This window comes from Pseudomonas sp. TE36184 (assembly GCF_054060055.1).
In genome coordinates, this window is record NZ_JBSSCU010000001.1 from 3,709,359 (window position 1) to 3,726,396 (window position 17,038).

The following is a 17,038-nucleotide window of genomic DNA, read 5'->3' on the forward strand; positions in this document are numbered from 1 at the left end:
CGCCTCAATTCAAGGCCGAACGGGCGATCATGTCGAACGTCAGGTTGATCAACTGGACCAACTCCAGGCCAATCCAACGCCCGGTCACCACCAACGTGACGCCAACGGCGACCAGCTTGACGCCGAAAGGCAGCGTCTGGTCTTGTATCTGCATCAGCGCCTGGATCAGTGACGTCAGGACGCCCACGATCACCGCGACAATCAGCGGCGGCGCCGTCAGCACCACCACCAGCAGCATGCCCTGTTTGAACAGTACGATCGGTTCCATAGGCAGCTCAGAGATAGGAAAGGAACAGGCTGTCCAGCAGCCGCGACCAGCCGGACACCATCACAAACAGCAGTAATTTGAGCGGCAGGGAAATGGTCATGGGCGAGACCATTTGCATCCCCAGCGCCAGCAGCAGGTTGGAGACAATCAGGTCGATCACGATAAAGGGGATGTAGATCAAGAAGCCGATCTCGAACCCCGCTTGCAACTGCGACAACACATACGCCGGGATCAGCAGGATCAGGTCTTCGCGCTGGACCTCCTGCGCCATGGCCGGCGGCCACATGCGCGCGGTGTTTTCCAGCAGGTGGGTGAGGATGTCCGGGTCACTGTTACGCACCATGAACGTCCGCAACGGCTGCACCGCCTCAAGCCCGGTCTGTTGCAGCGTGCTCACGTTGCTCAAGTCCAGGGGCGATACCTTGACGACCTCCGCGATCTCATAGCCCACCGGCGCCATGATGAACAGCGTCGCCGCCAATGCGATGCCGTTGATGGCCATGCTGGGCGGCACCTGCTGCACACCGATCGCGTTGCGGGTAATCATCAGCACAATCACGATCTTCAAGAACGCGGTGCAGACGATCAACAGCATGGGCATCAACGACAAGGCACCCACGAACACGGCCAGGACAATCGGGTCTACGCCTTGAAAACTCATCGGGAAAAAATCACACGAGACATCTGCAACCCCAGGCGACCGTCCACCTCCACCAATTGCCCCACGCCCAGCGGGCGGTCGCCGTAATACAACCCGGCCATGCCCGGCGCATACCCGGAAATGCCCAGCACCGCGCCGGGCGCCAGGTTGCGCAGCTCGCCGAGGGTCAGGTTGAGCGTGCCGCATCGCACATTGAGCGCCATGCTCAGTTCGTCGAACGGTTCATGCCCGAAGACATCCACCACCGGCGTGTCGTCTTCATGCCCTGCATAGGGCGGTGTTGCGAAATCCTCTTCCAAAGGCGCTTCCTCGATCGAAGTAAGGGTCAGGCAGACAGGCCCGGATTCATCATCAATAAACACGCACAGGCGCTGCCTGCCGACCTGCACATGGCCGTTGCCATGGGCTTGGAAATACACCTGCTCGAACATCAGCACATCGCCGGCGCGCAGGCCGCGCAATTGGCTGAGGGGCACGCGCAGGCGCCCGATCGTCACGGGCAGCGCCAACTGAAAACGCGTCGGCATCGGGCTGGCCATGCGGCGCCACGGCCCGGCCTCGCACAACGCCAGAAAGCTCTCGGTCGACAGCCACAGATAGCCCACCACGTGGGAAGCGCCGAGCGTCACGCACAACCGGCAACCGAAGTTCAACGGCCGGGCAGAGGGCAATAGCCGCAGATGCCCCAACAGCGCCCGCACCTGGGCACTCAAATGATGTTGAAACAGGGCCCAGAACCAGGAGTCCGGATCGTTGCCCGCCTGCGCCAACGTCACCGGGCATTCGCCCAGCAAGCTGAACTGCGGCCCCGGTTCACTGAACCCCAATACGCCGCAGGCTGTTTCGAAACAGAGCGGCTGGACGCCCATGGGGGCCGCCCCGGGCTCCAGCCGCAACTCTCCGCGCAGCTCGCCAACCTGGTACGACATGCGCAATCCGCGCCCCAAGCGTTGCCGGGCCGCCGCCACATTGCCCTTGACCGTGGGTAACGCCAGGGAGGGCATCATCATGCCAGCGCCGTATGTGCCAAATGCACGCTGACCGGCCGTGCCAGGCTCGCGGCGAGCCTTTGCTCGAACTGTTGCCGTACCCCGCTGAGCCAGCGCGTCGTGCCCTCTCGCTCGGCGCGCAACTCAACCCTCCAGGCGCCCTGCTCTCGGCCGATGCTGCTGTCGATCCGCCCCAGGTGCGGCAAATACAAGACCGCCGTCAGCGGCCACTGCGACACGCCGTCCATCCGCGAAACCAATTGCTCGCTCAACGCATCGACCCTGGCGGTTTCCCCCGAAGCCTTGATTCCGGCCAGGAACTGCCATTGGCTCGCGTCGTCGCTGTCATCATTCAACAACTGGGCAAACAGCCGTTGCTCCCAAGGCGCCAGCGCGTCGATTGCCGGCACACGGTCGCCCCAGAACTCAAGCGGGTACTGGCGCTCAGACGGGTTGACTGAAACGTGGTTCATAGCGGTTCCTGCGCGAGTAAATGGGAGAGTTCTTGGATTTTTTCCACCTGGCGCAGACACAAGGTCACGTGCTTTTGCGCACTGCCGACCTGCACCGCCTGCTCTTCGCGTTGCCCTTGCAGGGTCTTCAACTGGCTTTCTTCGCGGCGGGTGCCGGCCGACAAGTGCTGCTCCTTGGCGCTCCAGGTTTTCAGCGCCTTGAAGGTCACCACCTGGCCCTGGTGTTCACTCAACAGTTGCGCGGATTGCCGGGCCTCTTCCTGGCGCGTTTGCTCCAGCGTCTCCTGGGCCTGCTGGATATGCGCGACCAGCGTTTGATGCGCCCGCTTGGCCTCGCGCAGCGCCCGCTCGGCGCGGTCTGCGCGGTATCGACGCAAGCGCCGCAAGGTGTCGATGTCACTCGGCAATACTTCAGAAAGGGACATAGGCAGTCAGCTCCATCAGGTGATCCAGGGTCGAGGCGATGGGCGAGGGTTCACGCAGGTCCTGGCGCAGGAAGTCATCCACCGCCTGGCGGCTGTCCACGGCCAGATCGGTCAGCGCATCGTTGCCGGGTTGGTACTCGCCCAACTTGAGCATCAACTCGATCTGCTGGTAAGCCGACAACAGGCGGCGCAACGCCGTGCCGGACTGGATGTGCCCAGGCTCGGCAACGTTGCTCAAAATTCGCGAAAGGCTGGCCAGCACATCCACAGCCGGGTAGTGGCCCCGCTCGGCCAGCTTGCGAGACAGCACGATATGGCCGTCGAGCAGCGAGCGAACTTCATCGGCCACCGGATCGCTCATCGAGTCCTGCTCGATCAGCACGGTGTAGATCGCGGTGATCACGCCTTCGCGCGTCAACCCGGCGCGCTCCACCAAGCGCGGCAACAAGCTGTACACCGACGGCGGCAAACCACCGCGGCCCAACGGTTCACCGGCGGCCAGGCCGATTTCACGCTGGGCCCTGGCGAAACGGGTCAACGAGTCGATCAGCAACAACACCCGCTTGCCCTTGCGCCGGAAACCTTCGGCCAGCGCCGTCGCCGTGAACGCGGCACGCGCGCGCTCCATGCTGGAGCGGTCGGACGTGGCGCACACCAGCACGGCCTTGGCACGCAACTGGTCATCCAGTTCGTGATCGAGGAACTCGCGCAATTCGCGGCCCCGTTCACCGATCAGGCCGAACACAATCACATCGCATTCCACGTTACGGGCGATCTCGGCCAACAACGTGGTTTTGCCGCAACCAGCGCCGGCGAACAGCCCGACACGCTGGCCCTCGCCCAACGTCAGCAAGCCATCGATCGAGCGCACGCCGGTGGCCAACGCGCGACTGATGCGCGGGCGCTCCGTGGGCAATGGCGCCTCGCACAACACCGTGGTCGCGTCGGGCGTATCCGCCTCGACGAACGCACTGGGGCCCTCGCCGGCAATCGGCCGACCAAAACCATCCAGCACCTGGCCCAACAGCTCGTCGCTGACCCGCACCCGGTGCGGCCCCCCCAGGCGCTCCACCGCGGCGCCGACGCGCACCCCCTCCAGATTGCCCAGGGCACTGAGCACCGCATCCTGCTGATCGAACCCGATGATTTCGGCCAGCATGTAATCGCCAGGCTTTTTTTCGACCTGGCACAGATCACCGATACGCGCCTGGGGCAGCCGGCACTGCAACAGCATGCCGTTGACACGCTGGATACGCCCGCGCATCGACACCGGCGCGAAACGGGCCAGGCCCTGGGACTGAATCAATTGCCACGCGTCGAGACGCTCCTGCACCGTGCCGCTCACCAGCGCACCTCATAGCGTTGCGCGCCGTCGAACACCACCTTGCTGTTGTCGATCAGCACCAGCCGCAGGCCATCCACTTCATCGCCGACGAACAAACGGTCGCCGTGTTCCAACACCACATGACCGCTCGGCCCGCCGACGATCTGCAAGATCTTGAACGGCAGGATGCTGTCACGTACCCGTACACGACTGATCACCGGCACGGCGGTATCGAACTGTTCAGCAAAGCGGCTGAGCATGCGCGCCACGAGTTCGACCTCTTCCTGGGACACATCGCCATTGAGGGCGATCTGCCCATTGATCACCTGCAAGCCGACGCGATGGTCCAGCTCGCGCTCGCCGAGCATCTTGAGCAACTGCTGACGCACCTCGAGCGGCGAACCGAGGTTGGGCTTTTGCGGCTCGACGGGCATCAACGACGCCTGGGCCTCATGCTCGCCGGTGGACGCCATGCCGACCGCCACAATGATGACCGCACACACCAGCACCAGGCTGATCAGGCGCTTCTGCTGAAACGGCGGGATGGACGACAGCACCAGCGCGGGCGGCGCCTCCTGGCGCGGCTCGGCGGCTGGCGTGACCTGCGCGACCGCCGCCCGGGGCCAAGGCTGGTCGGCCAAGGCGACGCACAGGCGAATGCTGCCCAGCGAAAAAGGCGTATTGAGCGCCAGGTCGGCGATCTGTGCCAGCGCCTGCCCGGTGCTGCTTTGCAACAGCCCGGCTTCCGCCTGCACCGACCAGAACCCGTCGATCAACCGCAGCCGCGCATGATGCTCGACCACCCCGGCGTCGGTCAGCAGCAGGTCGGCGTCCGTGTGACAACCCAGGCTCCACTGCTCGCCAAACAACGGCAACGCAGCGCCCTGATTCAAACCCTCCAACACGCGCAGTTCAAACATCAGCAAGCCCTCCCTGGCGTGGGTATGTACGTTGCACTCATGCTGCCGCTCCTCGCATCAGTTCGTCCTGGCCCAGGTCAAAGCGCCCCAGCACCTTGACCTTCGATGCACTTCCCAGCTCAGCAAACGACAGCACCGGCACATGGCTGAACTCTTCCAACAGCAAGGTCCGCAAGGGACTGCGCAGATCCTGGGCGACCAACATCACGCGCTTGCTTTTGGGCCGCACGGCAAACGCTTGGTTAAGCAGGTTGATCAGCGAAGCGCTGCTGTCGTTATCGAGGGCGAAGAACACCCCGGTCTGGGTCTGGCGCAGTGCCTCGCGCAGCACGTTTTCGGTCTGCGGCGACAACAGCCAGGCATGCAGACCGTCCGCCTCGCTGTACTGGTGGAAAATCTGTGATTTAAGGGCGATGCGCGCGTAGTCCGCCAAGGCGTCCGGCTCACGTTCATGCTGGCCGTACTCGATCAGCGACTCGACGATCAGGCGCACGGCACGCAACGGCACGCCTTCGCCCGCGAGGCGCTGCAGCACCGCCGAGAAGCGCGACAGCGGCATGATCCGTTGCAGCTCCTGCACCAGCTCCGGCTGGTTGTGCTCAAGCCAGCCGAGGATCGCCTTGCTCTCCTGAATCCCGAGAAACTGAGGGCCGCTGAGCATCATGGCCTGCTTCATGCGGTCGATGATCAGGCTGGTGGCGCTGAAGCGTTCCAACTGCGGGTCATCCAGCAGCGGATCGTCGGGCGGCAGCCAGAGCCAGTCCTGCTCGTCGCGCTCGGGCAACCCCGGCACCGCGTGGGCCGGCTCGGACGCCAGCGCCTTGCGCTCCACCGCGACGAGCGTGACCACCGACGCCTTGATCATCGGCACTTCGTGAACGCAAAAACGCATCTCATCGTCGGCCAGCGAGGCATCGAGTTCGACCTCGAACGGCGGCAGTGTCAGACCGATATGGGCCACCATCGCGTTGCGCGCCTGGCGGATCCCGTGGATCAGTTCCGTGACCTCGGGCGAGCCTTGCAGAACCGGGGAAAACTGCAACAGGTAGGGCCGCGACGGGTCGAACCCACGCAAATCCTCGTCGCCGTTGTCCTCGGGGCGCACCGCCTCGGTGGCTTCGGCTTCGGGCTGTTCCTCGCGTTGGCGTTGGCGCATCAGGTAGTAACCGAGGGCGCCGGTCATCAGCGAAATGAGGATGAACACCACGGTCGGCATACCAGGCAAGGCGGCGAAAGCCAGCATGCCCACCGACGCGATCATCCAGCTCTTGGGCTCGCTGGTCATCTGCCGGGCAATTTCCGCGCCCATGTTATTGGCACCCTTGCGCCCATCCGGCGCCGCACGGGTGATGATCATGCCGGCGGTCAGGGAGATCAGCAGCGCAGGGATCTGCGCAATCAGGCCGTCCCCGATGGTCAGCACCGAATACAGCGCCATCGAATCGCCGGCGCTCATGCCGTGCTGGAACATGCCGGTGGAAAACCCGCCCAACAGGTTGATCACCACGATGACCAGCCCGGCAATCGCATCGCCCTTGACGAACTTCATGGCGCCGTCCATTGCGCCGAACAACTGGCTCTCGCGGCCCAGTTGTTCACGCTTGTCGCGGGCCTGGCCGCCGTCGATCAAGCCGGCGCGCAGATCGCTGTCGATGGACATCTGCTTGCCCGGCATCGCGTCGAGGCTGAAGCGCGCCGCCACTTCGGCCACCCGCTCCGAGCCCTTGGTAATCACCAGGAAGTTGACGAGCGTGAGGATCATGAAAATCACCAGCCCCACCGCCAGGTTGCCGCCCACCACGAAGTTGCCGAACGCTTCCACGATATCGCCCGCGTCCTGCTCCAACAGGATCAAGCGCGTGGTGGCAATCGACAGCGCCAGGCGAAACATGGTGGTCAACAGCAGAATCGAAGGAAAGGAAGAGAACGCCAACGGCCCGGGCAGGTACAGCGCCAGCACGATCAACAGGCAGGAAATACAGATATTCAGCGCGATCAGAATATCCACCAGCCAGGTCGGCAACGGCACGATGAAGATGAACACAATGGCCATGACCACCACCGCGCCCAAGACTTCGGCACGCCGTGCCACCTTGAGCAACGCAGCGTTGATGGTCGCCAGCACCGTCATGCGTTCCCCCTCGACTCGCCGGCAATGCGGGGGCTGCCCCGCTCCACGCGCGCGAACTCGTCCATCACCAACAAGAATTTGTGCAGCGCCTCCTGGCGCCCCCGGCTGTCACGCCACAAGGTCTGCGGCAGGCGCTGGATCACCGGGTACAGGGCGTTGAGGGACACCAGTTGGCCGCTCGCCAGCTCGCCACCGAGGTCTTCGGCCAGGCGCAATACCTCGCCCGAATCGACACCCGTGGCGGTATACCCCAACAGGCGCTGCAACAGACTCACCGAGTCCTGATCGGTGCTCAGGCGCTGCAGCAATGCCTGGCAATTGGCTAACGCCCCGCCCAACTGAGCGCAGCTTTGCAACCCCAACAGCAGCGTGCGCAACTGCGCCGTGGGCACCGAAGGCGAGTGGGCGGCGATGTCATCGGCCAGGGCCCGGCGCATCACGTTGAGGCCGTCTGCGAAGCGGTCCCCGCCGAACAGCCCCAACAACGATTGCATCATCGAAGTCAGGGATTGGCGCGTGACCACACTGGCGTAATACAGCCCACGCACGGCCTGGCGCTCTTGCGGGTCGCCGGCGGCCTGCTCCAGCACGGCGGCAATGTTCAGGCCGGCCTGGATCTCGCCCCTGTAGCGCACCTGCAACCGATCGATCGCCTCTTGCGCCAAGGCCACGTCGGCGGCGCGGGCTTCGGCTTGCGCGGCCACATACTTGAGCACCACGAACGCCCGCGCCGGGTCGCCGCCGGTCAGCGCCAGCCACTTGTCCGCGCTGACGTTGTGCGCCAGTTGCGAACGCACCCGGCGCGCCATGGACGCGATGGTCTCCTGGGCCGGATGGCCAAGCTGATCATAGAGCCGCACGAGCTGCTCGACGGCAGGCACGGCCAGGCCCATCGAGCGCCGGTTCAACGCTTGATTGTTGAGCGCGACTTCCTGGTTGAAAACCTGCGCAACCTCATCGAAGCCCGTCGCTGCGGCCGCTGTTTTTTCAGGGCTGACGCGGGGTGGGTCCACGCGTTGGAGCGGTTGCACATCGTTGATCGATTCGACTTTCATGGGGCAGGCCAGGACAAAGAGATTGTGTCCCTATGTGGCAAACGCTGGCTTTACGGTTCCAACAAATTTCCCCTCTGCGGTGTTTTGAAATTACCGGCACAAACCCGCCTGGGCTTTTGCAAGAAACCGCACAAAACCTTCCGAACAAAAAATATTTATTTATATAAATCAACCAGTTGCGATTTTTTTCTGTTTGGCACAGCCGGTGCTAAAGGGGTTCCCATCGAAACCATTTCGATCGCGCCCACCCTGAGGAAAAAATCATGGATATCCCTATTGGTGCTTTAGCTCACTTTGTTGGCGACTCGCCTCAATTCATGCTCCACCTGACGGACGACCAGCAAAAAAAACTCCGGCGCTTCATCCACAAGCGCGTACTCAACCCGGAAGATGCGGACGATATTCTGCAGTTGACGTACCTGGAGGCCTGGCGCAGCAGGGAGCGTTTCAGCGGCCAGGCAACCCTTAGCACCTGGATGTGCGGCATTGCGCAGAACCTGATCCGCAACCACTTCCGGCGCATGTACGCCAAACCGGTGCATTGCGAATTCGATGAAGCGCTGTGGCACGGCCAGGAAGACAGCCAGAACCTGGATTGGGAGTTCGAGGTCAACCGCCGCCTGGAAAAAACCCTGGTCGCCATCAAGGACCTGCCCACCGAGATGCGCAAAACCCTGTACGCCTCGCTGGAAACCGACGGCAGCTATCAGGACACCGCCGACGCCCTGGACATCCCCATCGGCACCGTGCGTTCACGCCTGTCCCGGGCCCGCGAACACCTCAAGCGCGCCACCCGCAACCCGTTGCAACCGTAGTCCAGCCTAGCTGGCAACCGTTGGGCGAGAGGGATATCTGCCCAACCGTATCAGACCTTTTTCGTGCGCGGCAGCAAGATCGCCAGCAGCCCGAACAACGGCAAGAACGCGCATAAGCGGTACACGTACTCGATGCCGTGACTGTCCGCCAGGTGCCCCAGCAGCGCCGCCCCGATCCCGCCAAACCCGAACATCAGCCCGAAGAACACCCCGGCGATCATCCCCACATTGCCCGGCACCAACTCCTGCGCGTACACCACAATCGCCGAGAACGCCGAGGCCAGTACAAAGCCGATGATCACGCTGAGCACGCTGGTCCAGAACAGGTCCACATGGGGCATCAACAACGTGAACGGCGCCGCGCCGAGGATCGAAAACCAGATCACCGCCTTGCGCCCGATGCGGTCGCCAATCGGCCCGCCAAAGAACGTGCCCGCCGCCACCGCGCCGAGGAACAGAAACAGGTGCAACTGCGAGCTGGCCACCGACAGGTCGAACTTCTCGATCAGGTAAAACGTGAAGTAACTGGTGATGCTCGCCATGTAGAAATACTTGGAAAACACCAGCAGCCCGAGCACCACCAGCGCCGCCATCACGCGCCGTTTCGACAAGCCATGCGTCGCCGCCTGACCGGCCTTGAGCTTGAACAGGTTCAAGTGCGTGCGATACCAGCGGCTGATCGCATACAGCAGCACCAACGCGAAAACCGCGAACAGGCCGAACCAGGCCACATTGCCCTGGCCGAACGGAATGATGATCGCCGCCGCCAGCAACGGGCCGAACGCCGAGCCCGCGTTACCGCCGACCTGGAACGTCGACTGCGCCAGGCCATAGCGCCCACCCGACGCCAGCCGCGCCACGCGGGACGCCTCGGGGTGAAAGGTCGACGAACCGATCCCGATCAACGCCGCCGCCAGCAAAATCAGCGGGAAGCTGCCGACCTGGGACATCATCACAATCCCCACGAGGGTGCAGACCATCCCGCACGGCAACAGAAACGGCTGGGGATGCCGATCGGTGTAATAACCCACCCACGGCTGCAACAGCGAGGCGGTGAGCTGAAACGTCAGGGTAATCAGCCCGACCTGGGTGAACGTCAGGCCATAGCTGGCCTTGAGCATCGGGTAGATCGAGGGCAGCACCGACTGGATCAAGTCATTGATCAAATGCGCCAGCGCCACCGCGCCGATGATCCGCATGACCAGCGGGCTGGTCTGCCCGGCGGCGGGGGAATTGCTAAGAGCCATAAGAGGGTTCCGTACAGCGGGGGAATGCACAGGTGCAGGTGCGACAATGTGCCACTCTTGCCCATGGCAAGGCTATCCCGTTAGGGAGCTAACGACTGTAGCGGTCACGCTTTGTAAAAGGCCAGCAGGGTGGATCGCTTTAATTTGAAGGATGTTTCCTAGACAATCCCCGGCGCCTTGTGCCTGTGGAAACCGCTGGCTAGTCTTCGATCCGTCACTGGAATCAGTGATCGGGTTTAGTCGCCCGGATTCTTAATCAGGCGCATGCACCTCCATGAGTTTTATGGTGGTTGTGCGCAGGGCACCTTCGGGTGCGCCGGATTTTCCTGATTAGCCGGTCGACTAACCTGCGTACAGCCGCCACCCATTCGTTTAGTCGCGACGGGGCCGGCTTCTGACTTAATCAGGAGTTACACCATGACCAAAGCACTCCCCGATCCGCCTAGCGACTGCCTCGCCGTCAACGAACACCTCAGCTTCGAAGACGCCCAGCTCTACATCGCCCACCTGATCCACAGCGCCTCGGCCACCGTGCTGGACTGCGGCGACCACCTGCCCCCCCACGACCGCGCCAAGATCCACGCCGTGTGGCACCTGCTGGAAATGGCCAAGACCGTGGTCGACCGCTCCATTGACTGCATGCCCCGCACGTCCTGACAGCCAACGCCGATCAAATGTGGGAGACCGGGGCGTGTCATAAAGACCTGCAAATCCCCCTGCCACCCGTCGGCCCAGCCAGGGCTTTTCGTTAAACAATTGAAAGCGTAGATAAAAATTCAATAAAAACGCTTGACGCTTTGTCGTTCTCCGCGAATAATGCGCGCCACTTGGCTACATAGCTCAGTTGGTTAGAGCATAGCATTCATAATGCTGGGGTCCGGGGTTCAAGTCCCTGTGTAGCCACCAAGTACCGATCCATAGACGTCTACAGCAGTCTATGAATCACCTCAAGAAGCCCGCCTCGTGCGGGCTTTCTTGTTTCTGGCTGTCTCTCCTTGTATCCCCCCTATACCGTCCTCCGTGTATCCTCTGTGCTTCCTCGACAAATAATTGAACCGAGGGGATACGAGCCCAAATGAAGCGCTCCGAGATAGAACGCCGCCCCCCTTTCCGACACCGCATTGGCCGGCCTAGAGCCTGATGCCAACGAGTATCGCGAGCTGGACGGGAGCGGCCTTTATTTCCGCGTGAAGCCTGATGGCCAAAAGCCCTGGCAGCTTCGCTACGAGAAGCCCGACGACAAATGGTCATGGCTTGGGCTTGGCGGTTACCCCGAGGTGAGCGGATCGGTTGCCAGGTAGACAGCTGTCGAATTGCGCATCGACTGGGACGCGGGCACCACAAAGCGAATCATTGGTGCCCTGGAACGTCACGTCTTCCGGGTGTTCGGCAAGCGCCCCTGGCCACCTAGCATGGTCACGCTCTATCACTGGGCTCTCCTCACGGATTCGCCATACGCCCGCCAACCTAGATAATTGCTAACAGGCCTTGAGCGTTGCCACCAGTTCCAGGCTGATCTGACCTCAACATTTCTCAACATCGCGCTAGGCCCGCACTCGATCCGATGTCAGGTTCTGGTGTGCGCTCGATGACAGGCTTTGACAGGTCGCTGGCGCTGACCAGGCGGCAGAAATAGGCAGCAGTCAGTATCTACGAAATCGGGGGGCTATTCAGCGGCTAGCTTTTTTTTCGGCAACTGTCACTTCGAGTAAAGCGGCCGGTATGATGAGGCGAAACGGATGTGGCCTATTAGTGATGGGGACTGCTATGAACGTGTTTATCAGCTCTGTAGTACGTAATTTTGAGCACTATCGTGCGGCCGCCAAAAAAGCAGTTTCTCTGTTGGGGCACACCCCAGTGATGTGTGAGGATTTTGGTGCAAGACCCTATTCCTCTGAAGTCGCATGCATGACTGAGGTTGACCAGGCCGACATAGTGGTGCTGATTCTTGGCGCGGACTTCGGCTTCAAAACCCACACAGGTGAATCCGTGACTCAGCAGGAGTTCCATCGCGCCAAAGCTGCCAATAAACCCATCCTGGCTTTTCTGGAAGAGGTTCCGGTCGAGGATGATCAAAAGCGCTTTCACTGGGAGGTTTCCGATTACGTCGACGGCCTTTTCCGTTCCACCTTCACAGGTGATCGCGATCTCTCAGACAAAATCATCCAGGGGCTAAGTCAACTTGCAGCCAGTCGCAGCGCCATTTCCGAACAGGAGTTCGTTCAGCACCTGCAGAATCGTAGCAACAGCCGAAATTGGAATAGCCGACCTCGTGAAGATCGCCTAGAGCTCGTGTTTCTGCCGCAGCCCATTCTCTCGGGTACGTTGCGTTCCATGCACACCCAGCATGATGAATTCTTCCTCAAGCTTTCTCAGGCGGGCTTGGTTTCTATCAAGGGTGGTTACAAGTCATTTAACGAGGGAGACATCACCGGCCTAGATGCGGAGGAGGCCTCTTGGCGGCATCACGATAATGGGATGAGCTGGCTCTCTATTCCTCTGGCAGCCCCAGGAAAGGGCGGCGAATATTTTGCCTCCTATTACATCTCGCCCAGCCGGCTAAAACGCTTTGCGGAAGAAGCTTTTAGTTTGATTAGCCGAGGTAAGGGAGGCTGGTTCCAGCTGGGGATCTACGGAATTTCTCACCAAGTCTACGCAGAGCCGCCAACCACCCCTGCATCGTCGATGTCCGTGCCGCACCGCAGTGAGAAAAACATTGAGGAAAGAAAACTGCTGATTCCAGCGTCACAGGGCGTTTTCAACCAGTGGCTGGAAGACGCTTTGTTCCGAATCGGGCGCAAGCTTTCCTAAAGAATTGAGCGTGGCCAGCAGGCGGAAGGAGGATAAGCAACAATGAACCCTTCGACCCCTTCGTGTCTCAGCTTGGCAGTTCTTCTAGCTTGAAGATCCGGTTGTCAGCCTTGAGCGCTGGAAAGGCTTCGCAATATGCATAGGGCTCGCTGAATGAAGTGCTGGGCGCATGAATGTTGAAGACCTTAACCTGGGGAGGGTGGCCGCTTTGCCGTTCATGGCGAAGGTCGTTCAGAGACCCAGGTGCCTCACCATTTTGTTCGGCAATCGAAATCACTAGATCTCGAAGGGTTTCGATTTCTGCATCCGATGCTTCTGCATAGGTGGTCAGTCGCTTATGACTTCCAAACCCGCCACGGGTAGAGCCGATTCGATTCAGGTGCACGTGAACCACCGTTACGATCTTCATACCAAATACCTTATTGAAGCCCAGGATGCGCCTCCTTCCGGAGGCGCTGTGAGGGCGTAATCAGCCCTTGGGAGGATGGGGGTCGTTGCCATAGGAGTCACGTTCACGGATCAGGTTGTCCCGGCCGTGGATGAGCACCTCGCTTTTTTGGTTTTGAGCTATCTGACGAGCCGCGTCAGCAGCTTCCTTTTGAGTCCGATGGTGGGAGGTGTCTTTAGTATTGCCCTCACCCCGAACCGCCCAGCCTTCATCACGTTTCACGACGTGCTGATTTTTGCCTGCCATGGAACACCTCTACTAGTGAGTTGCCTGCCTAGTAGAAGGTAGCATCAAAACGGACAAATACAACATGTAGTGCTAGATCGACTGATAGTACATGTATGTTGTGCTTTGCCTCAGCAAATCGGCCTATCTTGCTCAAGCTTACGTGCAGAAGCAGAAGTGCCTCGCCGGTTCGCGACGCGGCTGCTCCTCTACTATATCCATGAAAAAAGATGATCAGGCTCGCTAGCCTTTGGGCTTATGAAATGCAGAAATCTACGCCAAGGTGGTCGACAGGCTTTTGGACTACCCCCCGCTGGAGGACAGTCTGCTTTGGGCCGATTGCGTTGAAAAAGTCGGTCCTTCCAGGCCACGCACGTACTGAGTGCTGAAAATGCTTTTCTTTCGCGCAGCTACGCGAAATCTGAGCCCGGAACCCTCTGCTTAAAGTAAAGATTTCAATCTCAAGCACGTACTTTTCTGCGGTGGAAACCACTGCCGACTTTTTCAACAGAATCGGCCGAAAGCGTTCAGTCATAAGCGGCTACGTCCGGCCAGGAGCGAACATCGAGTGCCTGCGAATTCAGGGCCGACTCATTCTGCACCAGACTGTAGCGCCCAAATACCCCCCCGCTGTATCTGCTTCTACCTGAACATTGCCGGTTAGCATGGTTCCTCATCCAAGGAGGTATTACGCGATGCCAGACGCTACTAATCTCTACCTGTTCATTGTTGCCGCCTTGCTGCTGCTTATTGTGCCGGGCCCTAACATGGCAATCGTCACCAGCCACGCAGTTGCCCACGGCTGGCGAGCTGGCCTCGCGGCAGCACTCGGAATAACCCTGGCCGATTTGCTGATGACCGTCCTGGTTAGCGCGGGTCTAGGGGCGCTGGTGATGAGTTGGGCACCGGCGTTCGACTTGCTGCGGTGGGCAGGCGCTTGTTATCTGATGTGGCTGGCTTGGCAAGCATTGAAGGCTCCTCCTTCGGATACTGACACTCAACCTACACAGGCTTCATTGCGGAAAATCTTTACCCGAGCCACGCTCAATAGCCTGTTAAACCCAAAAGCGCTGTTGTTCTTCATGGTATTCCTACCGCAATTCGTCACCGTAGGCAGCAGCAGCGTCACGTTGCAATTGATGTTCTTAGGTGTGCTGCTTGCGCTGATCGCTTTGGTGTTTCATTCCCTGCTCGGATTTTGCGCCGGACGGCTTCATGCGCGCCTGCGCAAAGGCTTGGTCTCCAAACGCCTAGGCGCTTATGGCTTCGCTGCGGTAATGGCGGCTCTGGCAGCACGCTTGGTCTTTCTAAACCGACCGGTTTAAAGACCCCAAGCCCGTCCGACGTCACATGTTTCAACATCGCGCCAGGCCCGCGCACATCGATCAGATGTCAGGTTTTGTGAGGTTCTGGTGCGCGCTCGATGACAGGTTTTGACCGGTCGCTAGCGCTGCCAAAAATCAGAAATCGGCCCGAAGCAGCCGGTCGCGGCAGCTTGAATAAAGCAGCAAGAATCGGATAGTAAGTACTGTACGACTTCCAGTCTGATAGGACTCCAAACCAATAGGAGTTCGACCATGGCGTTCCGTATAACTGGCCTTTCCCCCGAGCCATTCCAGTCACTGTTTGGATTGCCCGACCAAGAGCTGGCATCTCTTGGGATGAAGCGTTATATCGTCGACAGCAACCCAGGGTTTCCTGACCGTATCGAAATGAAAGATGCGGAGCTAGGTCAGAGCGTGCTTTTACTCAACCATGTCTGTCAGCCAGCCAAAACGCCATACCGCGCCTCACACGCGATCTTCATACGGGAATGGGCGACGCAAGCTTATGACGCAGTCGATCAGGTACCTGAGTCTATGCGAATCCGCCTGCTATCACTTCGCGCGTTCACTGATGATGGGATGATGCTCGACGCCGACGTAGCGGATGGAATAGCAATAGAACCTGTAGTCACTCGGATGTTTGCCAATCCAGAGGTTAGTTACATTCACGTTCACAATGCCAAGCAGGGTTGCTACTCCGGGCGAATAGATCGGGCGTAGTCAACACAGGTCTTGGTGGCTCGTCCTTCTGTCGACTCTGCCGGTAACCGACTGGCCGGTATTGGTCGATAGCGGGCTATCACCCGAATGATCTCCAGGAGTCACTCGCTGACTCCAGAGATCACACGCCGCTGAGCATCAACCGGCAGACATCAGCTTGCTCAGGCCACACTGCTGGGTACGTTCGTACCCATACCTTCAGGTAAATAGTGGCTTATTTCTTCTATTTCAGCCTGGCCAAGACGAACGCTGATGGCATCGATCAATCCATTCACCTGTTCAGGCCGGCGTGCGCCTACTATCGCGCCGGAGACTGCCGAATCACGCAGCACCCAAGCGATGGCGATGGCCGCCGCACTGACCCCATGCCTGGCACCAATGTTTGCCATCACTTCTACCAAAGCGAGATTCTTGCTGAGGCGAGGTTCCTGGAAATCGGCGCTGCGCGATTTTCGCCAGTCGTCGTCGGGCAGCTGTGCAATCCGCTCGCGGGTCATGCTTCCCGTTAGTAGGCCAGATTGTAAAGTCGAGTAGGCAATCACGCCGACCTGCGCCGTTGCGCAATAAGGCAGAATATGGTCCTCGATATCACGCATCAAAGCTGAATACGGCGGTTGAAGGGAGGCGATATCGGTGACCGAGCGGGCTCGCTCAAGCTGGGGAACATCGAAGTTTGACACGCCAATTGCCCTTATCTTGCCCTGCGCCTTGGCTTGGGCCAGAGTCGCCAAAGCCTCCTCGATGCCTTCGCTGGTCCCATCTGCCGGGAACGCTGGCCAGTGAATCTGATAGAGGTCGATGACATCGACCTGCAAGCGACGCAGGCTGTCCTCGATCTCTTTCATCAGTGACTGGGGGGCGAGCGAATGAGAAATCTCACGGGTCTCGGGATCCCACACCAGACTGCCTTTGGTGAATACCAATGGACGACGCGAAGCCGGCACCTGACGCAGCAATTGCCCCGTCAACCGTTCGGCATGGCCGAGTCCATAGACCCCCGCTGTGTCGATCCAGTTGACGCCGCGCTCGACCGCGTACTCCAATGCCGCCAGGCTATCTCGGTCATCTTGTGCCCCCCAGCTGAACTCCCACCCTTGCCCCGCAATGGCCCAAGTGCCCATGCCAATTGGCGAAATCAACAACTCGGACGTACCCAGTCGATTCTTTTGCATAAACACCTCACATCGATTGATGCGCAAAG

18 protein-coding genes, 1 tRNA gene and 1 pseudogene are annotated in these 17,038 nt (G+C 60.1%); 7 read left to right on the forward strand and 13 right to left on the reverse strand.

What is annotated here, in order from left to right:
* Positions 1 to 4 precede the first annotated feature (4 nt).
* From sctS to ACVWZP_RS16745, 9 genes are read right to left on the reverse strand one after another with little or no spacing between them, the layout of a single operon-like run.
* Positions 5 to 268, reverse strand: coding sequence for a type III secretion system export apparatus subunit SctS (sctS, locus tag ACVWZP_RS16705; protein ID WP_017844422.1), 264 nt, complete (start codon positions 266 to 268; stop codon positions 5 to 7).
* A gap of 7 nt (positions 269 to 275) precedes the next feature.
* Positions 276 to 929 carry a type III secretion system export apparatus subunit SctR gene (gene sctR, locus ACVWZP_RS16710; RefSeq protein ID WP_046384774.1) on the reverse strand — a complete coding sequence of 218 codons (654 nt, stop codon included), beginning with the start codon at positions 927 to 929 and terminating at the stop codon, positions 276 to 278.
* Positions 926 to 1,939, reverse strand: coding sequence for a FliM/FliN family flagellar motor switch protein (locus ACVWZP_RS16715; RefSeq protein ID WP_046384775.1), 1,014 nt, complete (start codon positions 1,937 to 1,939; stop codon positions 926 to 928). Before ACVWZP_RS16715 ends, sctR begins: the two co-directional genes overlap by 4 nt.
* On the reverse strand, positions 1,936 to 2,391 hold the full coding sequence (locus ACVWZP_RS16720) for a type III secretion system HrpP C-terminal domain-containing protein (protein ID WP_046384776.1): 456 nt from the start codon (positions 2,389 to 2,391) through the stop codon (positions 1,936 to 1,938). Before ACVWZP_RS16720 ends, ACVWZP_RS16715 begins: the two co-directional genes overlap by 4 nt.
* Positions 2,388 to 2,816 carry a type III secretion system stalk subunit SctO gene (sctO, locus tag ACVWZP_RS16725; RefSeq protein ID WP_256823087.1) on the reverse strand — a complete coding sequence of 143 codons (429 nt, stop codon included), beginning with the start codon at positions 2,814 to 2,816 and terminating at the stop codon, positions 2,388 to 2,390. The genes ACVWZP_RS16720 and sctO overlap by 4 nt, the downstream gene beginning before the upstream one ends.
* Positions 2,803 to 4,161, reverse strand: coding sequence for a FliI/YscN family ATPase (locus ACVWZP_RS16730; RefSeq protein WP_457369945.1), 1,359 nt, complete (start codon positions 4,159 to 4,161; stop codon positions 2,803 to 2,805). The genes sctO and ACVWZP_RS16730 overlap by 14 nt, the downstream gene beginning before the upstream one ends.
* Positions 4,158 to 5,060 carry an FHA domain-containing protein gene (locus tag ACVWZP_RS16735; protein WP_046384779.1) on the reverse strand — a complete coding sequence of 301 codons (903 nt, stop codon included), beginning with the start codon at positions 5,058 to 5,060 and terminating at the stop codon, positions 4,158 to 4,160. The genes ACVWZP_RS16730 and ACVWZP_RS16735 overlap by 4 nt, the downstream gene beginning before the upstream one ends.
* Before the next feature lie 37 nt (positions 5,061 to 5,097).
* Complete coding sequence (gene sctV / locus ACVWZP_RS16740; RefSeq protein ID WP_017844429.1) at positions 5,098 to 7,191, reverse strand: type III secretion system export apparatus subunit SctV; 2,094 nt, start codon at positions 7,189 to 7,191, stop codon at positions 5,098 to 5,100.
* Positions 7,188 to 8,246 (reverse strand): TyeA family type III secretion system gatekeeper subunit, encoded by a 1,059-nt coding sequence (locus ACVWZP_RS16745; protein ID WP_046488011.1) that lies wholly within the window; start codon positions 8,244 to 8,246, stop codon positions 7,188 to 7,190. Before ACVWZP_RS16745 ends, sctV begins: the two co-directional genes overlap by 4 nt.
* 263 nt (positions 8,247 to 8,509) lie before the next feature.
* Here ACVWZP_RS16745 and ACVWZP_RS16750 point away from each other — a divergent pair, with 263 nt between their 5' ends.
* A complete protein-coding gene (locus ACVWZP_RS16750) occupies positions 8,510 to 9,061 on the forward strand; it encodes an RNA polymerase sigma factor (RefSeq protein WP_026139726.1) in 552 nt (183 codons plus the stop codon).
* Between the two features lie 50 nt (positions 9,062 to 9,111).
* Here the strand turns inward: ACVWZP_RS16750 and ACVWZP_RS16755 are convergent, their stop codons facing one another.
* Positions 9,112 to 10,308: an MFS transporter gene (locus ACVWZP_RS16755; protein WP_046384781.1), complete on the reverse strand. Its 1,197-nt coding sequence runs from the start codon at positions 10,306 to 10,308 to the stop codon at positions 9,112 to 9,114.
* Positions 10,309 to 10,725: 417 nt separating this feature from the next.
* On the opposite strand from ACVWZP_RS16755, the gene ACVWZP_RS16760 reads away from it, so the two are divergent.
* From ACVWZP_RS16760 to ACVWZP_RS16775, 4 genes and pseudogenes are all read left to right on the forward strand, one after another.
* Positions 10,726 to 10,965, forward strand: a complete 240-nt coding sequence (locus tag ACVWZP_RS16760) for a hypothetical protein (protein ID WP_046384782.1) — start codon at positions 10,726 to 10,728, stop codon at positions 10,963 to 10,965.
* A gap of 172 nt (positions 10,966 to 11,137) precedes the next feature.
* Positions 11,138 to 11,214, forward strand: a tRNA-Met gene (locus ACVWZP_RS16765).
* A 169-nt stretch (positions 11,215 to 11,383) separates the two neighbouring features.
* Positions 11,384 to 11,711: pseudogene (locus ACVWZP_RS16770) on the forward strand (Arm DNA-binding domain-containing protein); the annotation flags it as partial.
* A 364-nt stretch (positions 11,712 to 12,075) separates the two neighbouring features.
* Positions 12,076 to 13,119, forward strand: coding sequence for a DUF4062 domain-containing protein (locus tag ACVWZP_RS16775; RefSeq protein ID WP_457369946.1), 1,044 nt, complete (start codon positions 12,076 to 12,078; stop codon positions 13,117 to 13,119).
* A gap of 67 nt (positions 13,120 to 13,186) precedes the next feature.
* On the opposite strand, the gene ACVWZP_RS16780 is transcribed toward ACVWZP_RS16775, so the two are convergent.
* On the reverse strand, positions 13,187 to 13,528 hold the full coding sequence (locus ACVWZP_RS16780) for a hypothetical protein (RefSeq protein ID WP_003364707.1): 342 nt from the start codon (positions 13,526 to 13,528) through the stop codon (positions 13,187 to 13,189).
* A 60-nt stretch (positions 13,529 to 13,588) separates the two neighbouring features.
* Positions 13,589 to 13,813, reverse strand: a complete 225-nt coding sequence (locus tag ACVWZP_RS16785; protein ID WP_017136943.1) for a DUF2188 domain-containing protein — start codon at positions 13,811 to 13,813, stop codon at positions 13,589 to 13,591.
* 674 nt (positions 13,814 to 14,487) lie between these two features.
* Here ACVWZP_RS16785 and ACVWZP_RS16790 point away from each other — a divergent pair.
* Complete coding sequence (locus tag ACVWZP_RS16790; RefSeq protein ID WP_079442797.1) at positions 14,488 to 15,117, forward strand: LysE family translocator; 630 nt, start codon at positions 14,488 to 14,490, stop codon at positions 15,115 to 15,117.
* Positions 15,118 to 15,369: 252 nt separating this feature from the next.
* Positions 15,370 to 15,837 (forward strand): DUF1203 domain-containing protein, encoded by a 468-nt coding sequence (locus ACVWZP_RS16795; RefSeq protein WP_057005668.1) that lies wholly within the window; start codon positions 15,370 to 15,372, stop codon positions 15,835 to 15,837.
* A 161-nt stretch (positions 15,838 to 15,998) separates the two neighbouring features.
* On the opposite strand, the gene ACVWZP_RS16800 is transcribed toward ACVWZP_RS16795, so the two are convergent.
* Positions 15,999 to 17,009 carry an aldo/keto reductase gene (locus ACVWZP_RS16800; protein ID WP_315968194.1) on the reverse strand — a complete coding sequence of 337 codons (1,011 nt, stop codon included), beginning with the start codon at positions 17,007 to 17,009 and terminating at the stop codon, positions 15,999 to 16,001.
* Between the last annotated feature and the right edge of the window lie 29 nt (positions 17,010 to 17,038).